Genomic DNA, 12790 nt, shown 5'->3' with positions numbered 1-12790 from the left:
TAGTAGTCGCTGTGGGGGCCGTCGTATCGTCTCATCACTTTGATGTCGGTTTTATTGAGAACGGCCCCTAGCAGCGCTTCGCTGACGTTGGGCGCCGTGTGCAGAGCGTGTTGAACGACGTCGATTTTCGTGCGGCCCCACTCGACGACGAGGACGAAACAGTCGACCAGCGGCGTCGTCGCCCGCACGTCGACGATGGGCGCGAGCGGCGGAAGGTCGACGATTACGTAGTCATAGCTCGCCCGAAGTCTGTCGAATAGCACCCGGGTAGCCTCGGCCGATAGGATTTCGCTCGTATGAAAGAGCGGTCCCTTCTTCGCAATCGGAAGGAAGTTGAGCCCGGTGCCCTTGTCATGCCACGTGACTTCGTCGAGTTGCATGGCTCCAGCTATGACTTCGATCAGGCCGGTGGTCGCCGCCGGCGCAAGGTTCATCGACAGGGACGGGTTACGCAAATCGCAGTCGACGATGATTACGCGTTTTCCAGAGTGGGCAATCAATTGAGCCAGCGACGCGGCGATCGTCGACTTGCCTTCGTTCGGCAAAGACGACGTTATCCCGACGGTCTTGTTGGTCGACAAGCTCTGATTGAGGTCGATAGCCAGTTTGATTGCCCGGATCGCCTCGGCGAACCTGGACAATGGCATAGCCGTTGCGGCCCAATAGGCGGCCGATCGTCGAGAAATTACGCGGGCGCCATCCCCACCGACGGGGAGTTTTGCCGTGTTCGGCTGATCGACGTCCTTGAGCAGCGGGACCAGCGAAAGGCAAGGCAGTCCCAGGGCCGCCTCGAGTTGCGCCGATGTCCGGAACACCCGGTCCATGACGTCACGCAGCAGCCCCAGCCCCGCACCAAGCCCCAGTCCGGCCAATAATCCGATGGCGATCACGAGGGGCGATTTCGGCTTGCTCTTGCCGGGCGGCGGCGAAGCCGAAGCGATGACGCGGGCATTTGCGCTGGGAAACGACTCCTGCTGAACGGAACCCATGTAGCGCTGCAGGAAACTATCGTACAGGCCGCGATAACTCTTCGCCCGGGTCTCGAGTTCGCGCATCGTGAGTTCGGCTGAGCTGCCGGTACGCGACCGCGAAACAGCCGACGCTAGTTGGCTCTCGATCTGCTGTTGTTTCTGCTTGGCGACTTCGTAGTCGCTCCGACTGGTGGCCATTAGACGACGGACTTCGTCCAGGATCGACGCCCGGATTTCGCGCAAACGATTGCGGGTGTTGATGACGGCGAGATGGTCCTTGCCAAATCGGACGGACCAATCGGCTTCTCGTCTCGACAAATCCAGATACTGCTGACGCAGTGTATTGATGATCGGATTCAGCAAAACTTCCGAGCCTGGTGCGTCGATACCTCCCAAATTCGAGCTGTCGGGAACGACAGCCTGAAGAACATCCTCGAACCGGTTCAAGCGAGCTTGAATGTCCGATGTCAAAGCGCGAGCCGCCACCAGTCTGCTGTTGAGATCTGCGATCTGTTGATCATCGATCAGTTTGCCGTCGCTGACGACAATGTTGTTTTCGGACTTGAACGTGTTGACAGCTCGTTCGGCCGTGATGGCCTTTTGCCCAAGCTCGCGTAATCGGTCCTGCAGCCAGGCGGTGGCGCTCTTATTCGCCTCGAACCGCGCATTCAACTGATCGAGAATGTAGGCGTTGGCGATGGCATTTGCGACTTCTGCAGCCTTGTCCGGATTGCTCGCGTTGTAGCTGACTTCGATCACATTGCTCATCCCGACGCGATTGGCCGTCACGCGTTCGCCGAACGCGACCGCGAGTTGGTCAGCCGTGGGACCCTGATCAGTCCCCCCGTCGAGAGGAGCCATCGAAAGCCAGTGCCGTACCCGTTGGAAGAACGCATGCAAGCGGGCCGACGGCTTGAAGTCGCTCTCGTCATATAGCCGGAGAGACTGGATAACGGACGTCGCGACGGCTTTGGATTTCAACACCTGCAACTGAGTTTCGATCTGGACGGAGTCGATGGCGTCCTCGGCCACCAGGGATTGCTGTTGGACGAATGGTGTCTTTTGATTAATGAGAAGGATTTTGACGGTGCCGGTATATGTGGGGATCGCGGTCTTCAAATAGATCACCGCCAATCCGACCGTCACGACCGTGCAGAGGAGAATGACGGCATATTGGCGCTTCAAAAAGCCCAAAACCAATTCGACAGTGTGCCCCATCCCTTCAGCGGGCCCATCATCGCCGCCGGGGCCGTTGAGCAGAGGCAGCATCTTCTCGCTTTGCCGAATATTGCCCTGAAGCATTGGAAGCCACCAAACCCCATGATGTCGAGAAAGCCGGCCACCGGACGATGCGGGGGCGGCCGCGGCATCCGATGAGCCGAATTTAATTACCTTATTAATTCCACAAATAAATTGCTTTCGCAAATTAAATATATATAATCCAGACATGCAGATCGGCGAGTTGGTTACCGGCTGGGCGCCAATTCACCAATCCGCCGACACGATAGGCGGGGGAGCCGCTGGCGCTCTGCCATTTTGAATTGGGTTCGGTGGCTTTCCGATGGAGCAATGCATGCGGGTCGTGGTCACGGGCGGCGCGGGGTTTATCGGATCGGCCGTCTGTCGACAGCTTGTGCAAGGGCACAATGCTGAGGTCATGAACGTCGACAAGCTGACCTATGCATCCAATCTGGGTTCGCTCGAAGCCCTGGCTGGACATCCCAATTATGACTTTGAGCGCCTAGATATCTGCGATCGAAAAGGGCTCGATCGGATCTTCGCGACGTTCGAGCCTGACGCTGTGATACATTTGGCTGCCGAGAGCCACGTCGATCGATCGATCTCCGGCCCTTCTGCTTTCATCGCCTCAAATATAGTGGGCAGCTACACGTTGCTGGAGGCGGCTCGGGCGTATCACTCGAATCTGGCTGATGATCGCCGCGACCGTTTCAGGTTTGTCCACGTCTCCACCGACGAGGTCTACGGTTCGCTTGGCGAGACTGGGCTTTTCGTAGAAGAAACGCCATACCGGCCGAGTTCGCCTTACTCGGCCAGCAAGGCTGCGTCTGACCACCTCGCTCACGCCTGGTACAAGACATACGGATTGCCGGTCATCGTCACGAATTGCTCGAACAATTATGGGCCGTATCAGTTTCCAGAAAAGCTGATACCGTTGATGATCCTCAATGCGATAGATCACAAGCCTCTTCCGGTGTATGGCGCCGGTTCCAACATCCGCGATTGGCTGTTTGTCGAGGATCATGCCGAGGGGTTGATTCGCGCACTGACCCACGGGCGCCCCGGAGAGAGCTACAACTTCGGCGGAAATTGCGAGCGCAGCAATCTCGACGTCGTCAAGCTTATCGGCCGATACTACGACGAAATCGAGACGCCGACGTCCCCGACAAGCTCACTGATCACCCATGTCGAGGATCGCCCGGGTCACGATCTGCGCTACGCGATCGATGCGAGCAAAGCCCATCGTGAGCTCGGTTGGGGGCCGCGGCGAACCTTTGAAGAGGGGCTCCGGTCGACCGTGGAATGGTATTTGGCAAATCGATCTTGGTGGGCATCGGTTCGTTCAGGCATCTACGATGGCCGGCGACTTGGCTTGCTTAGAGCATAATGTTTACCAAGCTGAAATAGGCAGCCGACGACGCGACGTCGCGCGGCTTAACGCATACTGATAGGCGTCAGATGATAGGCTCGGCCGAGGCATGCACTCGAACATCCGCGGGGGGCTCCCCGTGCTGAAGGGCATCGTGCTCGCGGGGGGCAGCGGAACGCGCCTTTATCCGCTCACCCTCGGCGTGAGCAAGCAGCTCCTGCCGGTCTATGACAAGCCGATGGTGTATTATCCGCTTTCGACGCTCATGCTGGCTGGGATCCGCGACGTCCTGGTCATCACAACCCCAGCCGATCGTTGCCAGTTTGAACGGCTGCTGGGCGATGGCAGCCAATGGGGCATTCGTCTGCGCTACGCCGAACAACCGAAGCCCGCCGGCCTTGCCGAGGCCTTCATCATCGGCCGAGACTTTATCGGTTCCGACCGGGTGGCGTTGGTTCTGGGCGACAATATCTTTTTCGGGCATGGGCTGCCCGATCTGTTGGCGCGGGCGGCAAAGCGCGACCGTGGCGCAACCGTATTTGCGTATCATGTCCGGGATCCCGAACGGTACGGCGTAGTTGCGTTCGATCGCGAAGGGCGGCCGGTGTCGATCGAAGAAAAGCCGATTGCGCCGAAATCGTCCTGGGCGGTCACCGGCCTGTATTTCTTCGACAATGACGTCGTCCTCCACGCAGCCGAAGTGAAGCCATCGGCTCGCGGCGAGTTGGAGATCACCGATCTGCAAATGCGATATCTTGCGGCCGGGACGCTCGAGGTCGAGCGAATGGGGCGCGGCTTTGCCTGGCTCGACACCGGAACGTTTCAATCCCTGATCGAAGCGGGCAGCTTCGTTCAGACGCTGGAAAATCGTCAAGGCATGAAGGTCGCCTGCCTCGAAGAGATCGCTTTCCGGCAAGGCTTCATTTCCCGCGGCCGGTTGCTCGATCTGGCGCGCGGGCTGGAGAAGAGCGGTTATGGACTGTATCTGCGCGAGATCGCTCAGGCCGGGTCGGCCCCGTTCGCCGATTATGAAAATAACCAAAAAGATTTAATTCTTCAATAATCGGATTGACCGACATATTAAATTGCTGTCTCTTTATGGGAGGGCTTCGTCGGAGTGGCAATCTCAAGTTCGAGCTGGCCGATCCGCCGCAAGCAAGCGTCTCGCCGGATAGAGAAAGCTGAAAAATGTCAGAGGGTTGCTGCAGACTCCATGATAACTCGGCACGCCCGGTTCGGGCTGAGCACCAGCTCCCGTCTCCGTGGGCCAGGGACATTTGCCCACTCTGTAGCTGTCGAATTAAATCACGTTCGCTCGTTGGCGGCATTGCGGGGTTCGGGGCTTCGGCAACCAGGGCACCCATGGCGGCGAGCCCATTCCAGCAAACGGCTTCAACGCCCCGAGTTACGACGACCGAGTCAGTATCGAAGCGGATTTAACGCGTTGAGGAGAGTAGCAATGCACGCCGAAATCTACACCGACGGGATCGAGGAAATCACGGTTGGAGGATCCATCGTTCGGGTTGACCTGATCAGCCTTTCGCCGACCGAGCGCGACGCCAACAATGCACCCAAGAAGGTCTTCCGCCAACGAGTCATCTTCAACGTCGAGGCTTTCGCGAACTCGGTCGAGGTGATGCAGAAAGCGTTGCAGGGATTGATCGATGCGGGCGTCATAAAGCGCAATCATCCGAGATTGGCATCCGAAGACATGGCAACCGCGAGCGCAACCACCGCAGATACTGTCACTCTGGCCTCGAACACGTCTCGGAATCCGAATGCTTCAGCCAATTTCCGCTAACGACGACGTCCCGTCGCTACTCCAGGACGACGGTCCGGAGCAGACCGAGCCGAACGGCGTCGCCGTCCAGACGGCGTTGCACTGTTTGGCATACGTTGCGGCGCGCCGGGGCGTCGAGCTTTCGGTGGAGCAGCTGAAGCACGCTCATGCGATCGGCAACGATCCGCTGCCAGTCTCCGCGGTCCTGCGGATGGCGAAACAGGCCGGGCTGAAAGCCAGCGCGGCGAAGATCGACTGGCAGGCTCTGTTGAATCTCGAGGAAGCCTTTCCGGCAATAGCTCATCTGGCCAATGGCAATTGGGTCGTCGTCGCCGGCACTTCCGGCGAGGAAGATAAGCGAGTCTGCGTCATCGATCCACTCGCCGAGCGGCGCGACGAGCCGTTGCTGGTCAACGAGGAGCTGTTTTGCGCCAATTGGCAAGGTGACGTGCTCCTCATCAAGCAGGACAAGAATAACACGGCCTCCGATAAGAAATTCGGATTTCGTTGGTTCGCTCCGGAGCTCTTGCGCGAGCGCCGCCTATTCATCGATGTCGCCGTGGCGGCGATTATGCTCTACGGGCTCGGCCTTGTCGTTCCCATTTTCTTCCAGCTCGTCATCGACAAGGTCCTGGTTCACGAAAGCTTCACGACGCTTTACGTGCTGGCGGCCGGCGCGATCGCCGCGCTGGGATTCGACGCGATCTTCAATTTCTTGCGTCGATACCTGATGCTGTACGTCACCAGCAAGGTCGACATACGCGTCGCCACAAAGACCTTCGCACATCTTTTAGGCCTGTCTGTCAGTTACTTCGAACATATTTCTGCGGGTGTGTTGGTCAAACACATGCAGCAAGCGAGCCGTATCCGAGAATTTTTGACCGGCCGGCTATTTCTGACGCTTCTGGATGCGGTCTCTCTGTTCGTCTTCATTCCTGTTCTGGCGATGTACAGCATCAAGCTGACCGCGGTGGTTCTGGCATTCACGTTGCTGAGCGGACTGATCGTTGTGCTTCTGATCGGGCCCTACCGGCGGCGCTTGTTCGATCTCTATCAGGCCGAAGGCACGCGTCAGGCGCTGCTGGTCGAGACTGTCCACGGCATGCGGACTGTCAAGTCGCTGGCAATGGAGCCGCTGCAACGCAAGATCTGGGACAATTCATGTGCCCAGTCCGTATCGATGCGGTTCAATGTCGAAAGGATTTCGGCGGGCGCACAGTCGGTCACCGGCCTGCTCGAGAAGCTCATGACGCTCGGCATCATCGTGCTCGGTGCCCTGGACGTGTTCGGTGGTCAACTGACCATCGGCGCCTTGGTCGCATTCAACATGCTGGCGGGGCGCGTTTCGGCGCCGTTGGTGCAGATGGTGACGATGGTTCACGAGTATCAGGAGGTCTCGCTCGCGGTCAGAATGCTCGGCGAAGTGATGAACCAGCCTCCGGAGCGCGAAGCGCTCCGCAGTGGACTGCGGCCGGAGATTCGAGGCGGGATCGAGTTCGAAGGCGTCTCATTCCGCTATGGCGCCGAAGGAGCTGCTGCGCTCGACGACGTGTCGTTCTCCATCGCGCCGGGCCAGGTGTTCGGCATCGTTGGGCGCAGTGGCTCGGGCAAAACGACCCTGACCCGACTGATATCTGGCTTGTACCCCGTGCAGCAGGGGTTGGTGCGGATCGATGGGTATGATCTGAGAGAGGTCGATCTTGTCCATCTCCGCCAAAACCTTGGCGTCGTTCTGCAAGACAGTTTCCTGTTCCGCGAAACCATTCGGGAGAATCTTGCGCGCGTCAAACGTGACGCGACGTTCGCCGAGGTGGTCCGGGCAGCGCAGCTTGCCGGCGCTGACGATTTCATTCAGCGGCTACCCCGCGGATACGACACATTGCTCGAGGAAGGGGCCTCCAATCTGTCCGGCGGTCAAAAGCAGAGGCTTGCGATCGCGCGCGCACTAATTGTCAATCCCCGCATCCTGATCCTCGATGAAGCGACCAGCGCGCTCGACTCGGAGAGCGAAACGGTCATTCGGCGGAATTTGCGCCGCATCGCTGCCGGACGCACGGTGATCATCGTATCGCACCGGCTGTCGATGTTGGCGGAAGCGGACTCCATCCTCGTCATCGAGGGCGGCCGGGTCGTGGATATGGACCGCCACGACAAGTTAATGGCCAAATGCAGCATTTATCGCCACCTGTGGAACCAGCAGATGAAGGCGGCTTGACGATGAGTCTGGATGCCTCCAATGACCGGGCTTCTCCGGGAGACAACAAGCCGGTCAACTCCGAGAGGCGTCGGAGGCTGACCCACGGGGCGAGGACGCGGCGCCCCGAGATCGTCGGCAGATTTCAATCTGATGCCGTCGAGATTGAAGAACGCTCACCGCCACGCGTCGCCCGGTTGACGCTCTATGCGGTCCTGGCGCTGATCCTTACGGCCATCCTCTGGGCGTCTTTCTCCCGGGTCGATACCGTGGTCACCGCACAAGGCAAGCTCATCACCACCCACCCCAACCTGGTGCTCCAGCCGCTGGAAACCTCGGTCATTCGCGAGATGCACGTCCGGGCTGGAGACGTGGTCAAGCAGGGCACCCCCCTGGCGACGCTTGATCCGACATTCTCCCAAGCCGACGTGGACCAACTGCGGGTCAAGGTTGCGGCTTTCGACGCGGCGATCGAGCGGCTCAGAGCCGAGCTCGACGGGCGGGACTACGTGTTGTCGGACCCGTCCAACTCCGACGCGATATTGCAGGGTCGTCTTTACGCGCAGCGGAAGTCCTACTTCGCAACGCAGTTGATGACCTTCGACGCACAGGTCGCGAGCGCTCGAGCCAACCTGAAGACGGGTCAGGAGGAAGAGACGGTGCTGACCCAGCGCCTCGAGACGATGAAGTCGATCGAGTCGATGCGGTCCTCGCTGATGGACAGGGAAGTCGGATCCCGGCTTAATTTCCTGCTCTCAAAGGATGCTCGCCTGGAAGTGGAGAATAACCTGTCGCGATCGCGTGGCAGCCAGATCGACGCGGCGCATAAGATCGAGAAAGCGAACGCCGACCGCCAGGTCTTCATCGAGGACTTCCGGAGGACGTCCTATCAGGACCTCGTCGAAACATTGGCCAAGCGCAGTGGCGCTGCGGAGGAAATGAAGAAAGCAGAACTGCGGCGGCAACTGATCGTGCTGTCGGCTCCGGCCGACGCGGTCGTACTGGAAGTCGCCAACCGCACGGTCGGCTCGGTGGTGAAAGAGGCGGAGACCTTGTTTGTCCTCGTGCCGCGAAATGTCCCGCTGCAGGCGGAGATTAACATCGAAGGGCGCGATATCGGCCAAGTGGCCGTCGGTCAAAAAGTTCGTCTCAAGTTCGAGGCATTTCCGTTTCAGAAGTACGGAACAGGGTCGGGCGTTGTCCGTGTTGTCAGTGATGATGCCTTCAATCCGGAAAACAAGGGCGACCCATCACACAAAAATGCCGCGCCTTATTACCGGGTTTTGGTGGACGTGACGGATGCTAAGTTGCGACCCGCCTCCGGCCAGGTTCAGCTCATTCCTGGCATGGCAGTAACTGCGGAACTGAAAGTCGGCGCGCGACGCGTCATGTCATATTTCCTCTATCCGCTTCTCCGCGGGCTCGATGAGAGTATTCGAGAATACTGACCGACGCTTATGGCTAATTAATCGAAATTTGCAGCGGCGTTTGAGGCTCGCTTTCGCCGATTGACCGGTGGGCGCGTCCAAACGAGTTGCACATCAGTTTGGCGACAGCGAGCCACTAAATAGCAGCACACCGACCGCGGACGCGCTCACCGAATAAAACAGATTATCCATGTGGATAATAATATCTTGCATTTAATAAAATATATATTTAGTGTTTTCCAAATTAAATACGAGCAATTGGTGAGGTTCATGGCAAGCAGCCGCGTCGGTATAGGCGTCATTGGTTACGGTTACTGGGGGCCGAACCTTGTACGAAATTTCGTCAGCAATGCATCCGCCCGTCTCGTCAGCATCGCTGATCTCGATTCAGGAAAGCTCGCGGCGAGCACTCATCTTTACCCCGGGGTGATGACGACCAGCCGCTACGAAGACCTTCTCAAGGATCCGAGCATCGACGCGATCGCGATCGCGACGCCCGTTCGAACGCATTACGAATTGGCGATGGCGGCCCTCAAGGCCGGCAAGCATGTCTTGGTCGAGAAGCCGCTCGCGCCCAATGCCGATCTGGTTCGTCGCCTGCTGGACGAGGCCGATCGTCGAGGCCTGACGCTGATGGTGGATCATACGTTTCTCTACACGCCAGCCGTTCAGAAGATCCGCGACCTGATCAAAGATGGCCAGCTCGGCGACATCTACTATTATGACAGCACGCGATCGAGTCTCGGGCTGTTCCAGAACGACGTGAACGTCATCTGGGATCTGGCGGTTCACGACATCTCGATCATTCAGTTCATCCTGAACGAAGAGCCGATTGCAGTGTCGGCTACCGGATCGTCGCATGTAGCCGGATCGCCGGAGAACATGGCGCACATCACGATGTTCTTCGAGAGTGAATGCGTCGCACATGTCAGCGTCAACTGGCTGTCACCGATCAAAGTCAGGCAGACCTTCGTCGGCGGCAGCAAGAAGATGATCGTCTACGACGATTTGGAGCCGACGGAAAAGATCAAGGTATACGACAAGGGCATCACTCTGGACGCGTCTCCCGAGAACGCACATCAGTTTCGTATCGGCTATCGTGCCGGCGACATGTGGGCGCCCAACATCTCTACGAAGGAAGCGCTGCAGACCGAGATCGAGCATTTCCTCCAGTGTGTCCGCAACGGAACGACGCCAATTTCCGACGGGCGCTCGGGCTTGAAAGTCGTCGAGCTGCTGGAGGCCGCATCGCTATCGATCGCCAATCACGGCAAGCCAGTTGTACTCAGGCAGAGACAGAGAGTCCCGGAAGACGTGAAAGTTGCGTGACCTGGCCGGGATCCTAGGCGTTCGTTTTCTTTAGAGCCGAGATCAAAATGAAGTCGGTCCAACGGTCCCTCGTTTTTTCGGCGATCGAACGCTACGCCAGCCTGGTGCTGTTCTTTATATCGACCGCTGTGTTGTCGAGACTGCTGACTCCGGGTGAATTCGGCATCTGCGCGGTAGCTACGGCGATTTCGGCGGTCTTGGCTGCGTCATCGCAAGAGTTCGGCGGCGCCAACTATCTGGTGCAGAAATCATCTTTGTCAGAGACGGATGTCAGGACGGCGTTCACCATCACCTTGGGCCTTTCGATCGTCGGTGGCTGCGGTCTGTATCTGTTGGGCGACGCTATGGGAGCTCTGTCCGGTTCTCACGAGCTGAAAACCGGCATCACGATCAGCGTGCTCAATTTCGCCATCACGCCGTTTTCGATGACAATCATCGCGTTGCTTCGCCGAAGCATGAAATTCGACGTGATCGCGGCCAGTAATCTTCTGAGCAACGTCACCATGGTGATCGTGTCGGTGCCGCTGGCGGTCGCGGGCTACGGCTACACATCACCGATCTGGGGAATGATCGCCGGCAGTGCGGCTCAGGCGATCTACCTGGTGGCGACGCGCCAAGATCTGCGCATCTTTCGACCTTCGCTTGAAGGTTACGAGGACGTCGTAAGATTCGGCCTCTACTCGAGCGGCGTCGTCCTCATCAACGTATTCTATAATTCCGCACCGCAGCTGTTTCTCTCGCGCGTGCTCGATCTATCCGCAGTCGGCCTTTACAGCCGCGCTGTCAACGTGACCCAGGTGTTCGACAAGCTCGTCACTCAGGTGGTGAGCCCTGTGATCTTGCCCGCCATTTTTGCTCAGACAGAGGCGGGCAAGAAACCCAGAAACATCTACCTCCATGCGATTTCGCTGCTTACGGCACTGCATTGGCCGTTTCTGATCTTCATGGCGATCATGGCGAAACCCATCATCTCGATCTGGCTCGGACCGACATGGTTGGAGGTCGTCCCGCTGATTCAACTGCTCTGTATCGGCTACCTCGCGATGTTCGCCGCGTGCCTGACCTACCCGGTATTGGTCGCAGTGGGCCGGGTGCAGGACACGCTGGTCTCGTCTCTCATCACGTTGCCGCCATCGCTCATTATCGTGTTCGCGGCGTCCTTCCTTGGCGTCGAGGCAGTCGCCGCGTCTGCCATGCTGACGTTGCCGTTCCAGGCGGCCGTCGCGATTCTCTTCATCAGCAGGCACCTCGATCTTCGATGGATGGATTTCGTCCACGCAACGTGGAAGAGCGGCATCGTTGCTCTGGCGTGCGGTGCGACTGCCGCTATTGCAGCCGCGATTATCGACTTCAAATTGATAGGGCCATTCGCCGGCATCATTGTCGCCTGCATTTCAGTAGCCGGGTCGTGGTTCCTCGCCTTGTACGCCGTGCAGCACCCACTGCTGCTCGAGCTGAGCGAGCCGATCCGCCGAATACGGTCCGCCGTCGGTCGTATCGGGGGCGCCGCCTCGCTGCGGCGTGCAGGAGTCAATCAGGACGCTATTGAGAAGTCTCGTGTGGCAATGGAGAAGAGGTAATGCCTATCGCGAAGGATGTGAGGCTTGGCCGTGAGGTTCGGATATTTCATCCCGATCTCGTCAATCTCTACGGGTGCGTAATTGGCGACGGAACGAGGCTTGGTACGTTCGTGGAAATCCAGGGCGGGGCGACCGTCGGCGCACGCTGCAAGATTTCCTCTCACAGCTTCCTTTGCGAAGGCGTCACCATTGAGGACGACGTGTTCATCGGACACGGCGTGATGTTCACGAACGACCGATACCCGAGGGCGACAACAGCGGATGGAAAGCCGCAAGGTCCTGACGATTGGACGTTGGAACCCACGCAGGTCGGAAAAGGGGCTTCCATCGGTTCTAACGCGACCGTCCTGTGTGGCATCAGCATTGGCGCCGGGGCGATCGTCGGCGCAGGTGCTGTGGTGACAAAGGACGTCCCGGCGGGGGCTGTTGTAGCGGGGGTGCCCGCACGCGTCTTGCCGCCGTCCAAGGCGAAGCGTGTCGTCGAAATCGCGCGTCAAAGCGCATGAGCTGTCGAATGCGCGATGCAACCACGCCTCTCAGATGCAAGCCTCTCAGATGACTGAGTAGCGTTTCATTGACGAAGGCACGATTGCACGACGCAAACGAATATAGGTCGTCAAAGTCACTGGGCACCTAGCAACCGAGGATTGCGACATTGATACCATTCCTGGATTTGAAAGCGCAGTATCGTCAGATCAAACCGGAGATCGATGAAGCGATCGCGCGCGCAGTCGAGAGCGCTCATTTCGTGCTCGGTCCGGAGGTGACCGCGTTCGAGAAGCGGTTCGCGGAATATTGTGGGGTAGGCCATTGTTTGGCGGTGAATAGCGGCACGTCCGCTCTTCACCTGGCCCTGCTTGCGGCCGGCGTGGGACCTGGCGATGAAGTCATTACGGTATCG

Annotated in this window: 10 protein-coding genes; 9 read left to right on the top strand and 1 reads right to left on the bottom strand. The window is 58.5% G+C overall.

Translation table 11 applies throughout. From position 1 onward, the window contains the following. The coding region (locus I5M_RS17170; protein WP_022722519.1) for an AAA family ATPase at positions 1 to 2273 on the bottom strand (2273 nt) is incomplete at its 3' end. A gap of 271 nt (positions 2274 to 2544) precedes the next feature. Here I5M_RS17170 and rfbB point away from each other — a divergent pair. From rfbB to I5M_RS17125, 9 genes are all read left to right on the top strand, one after another. After that, positions 2545 to 3597 (top strand): dTDP-glucose 4,6-dehydratase, encoded by a 1053-nt coding sequence (gene rfbB / locus I5M_RS17165; RefSeq protein WP_031336782.1) that lies wholly within the window; start codon positions 2545 to 2547, stop codon positions 3595 to 3597. A 124-nt stretch (positions 3598 to 3721) separates the two neighbouring features. Further along, positions 3722 to 4642, top strand: coding sequence for a glucose-1-phosphate thymidylyltransferase RfbA (rfbA, locus tag I5M_RS17160; protein ID WP_244432035.1), 921 nt, complete (start codon positions 3722 to 3724; stop codon positions 4640 to 4642). A gap of 396 nt (positions 4643 to 5038) precedes the next feature. After that, the gene (locus I5M_RS17155) at positions 5039 to 5380 is read left to right on the top strand and encodes a hypothetical protein (RefSeq protein WP_022722516.1); all 342 of its coding nucleotides are present in this window, start codon (positions 5039 to 5041) and stop codon (positions 5378 to 5380) included. Continuing rightward, the gene (locus I5M_RS17150; protein WP_022722515.1) at positions 5358 to 7574 is read left to right on the top strand and encodes a peptidase domain-containing ABC transporter; all 2217 of its coding nucleotides are present in this window, start codon (positions 5358 to 5360) and stop codon (positions 7572 to 7574) included. The genes I5M_RS17155 and I5M_RS17150 overlap by 23 nt, the downstream gene beginning before the upstream one ends. 2 nt (positions 7575 to 7576) lie before the next feature. Beyond that, the gene (locus I5M_RS17145) at positions 7577 to 9001 is read left to right on the top strand and encodes an HlyD family type I secretion periplasmic adaptor subunit (protein ID WP_040771767.1); all 1425 of its coding nucleotides are present in this window, start codon (positions 7577 to 7579) and stop codon (positions 8999 to 9001) included. A 249-nt stretch (positions 9002 to 9250) separates the two neighbouring features. After that, on the top strand, positions 9251 to 10309 hold the full coding sequence (locus I5M_RS17140; protein ID WP_022722513.1) for a Gfo/Idh/MocA family protein: 1059 nt from the start codon (positions 9251 to 9253) through the stop codon (positions 10307 to 10309). Positions 10310 to 10356: 47 nt separating this feature from the next. Continuing rightward, positions 10357 to 11889, top strand: coding sequence for an oligosaccharide flippase family protein (locus tag I5M_RS17135; protein ID WP_022722512.1), 1533 nt, complete (start codon positions 10357 to 10359; stop codon positions 11887 to 11889). Then, the gene (locus I5M_RS17130) at positions 11889 to 12395 is read left to right on the top strand and encodes an acyltransferase (RefSeq protein WP_022722511.1); all 507 of its coding nucleotides are present in this window, start codon (positions 11889 to 11891) and stop codon (positions 12393 to 12395) included. The genes I5M_RS17135 and I5M_RS17130 overlap by 1 nt, the downstream gene beginning before the upstream one ends. Before the next feature lie 149 nt (positions 12396 to 12544). Further along, on the top strand, positions 12545 to 12790 hold a 246-nt coding region (locus I5M_RS17125), incomplete at its 3' end, for a DegT/DnrJ/EryC1/StrS family aminotransferase (protein WP_148287898.1).

Origin of the sequence: Rhodopseudomonas sp. B29, assembly GCF_000333455.1 — a bacterium.
GTDB lineage: Bacteria > Pseudomonadota > Alphaproteobacteria > Rhizobiales > Xanthobacteraceae > Rhodopseudomonas.
The sequence above is the reverse complement of the archived record's forward strand: the minus strand, read 5'-3'. Positions and strand labels throughout refer to the sequence as shown.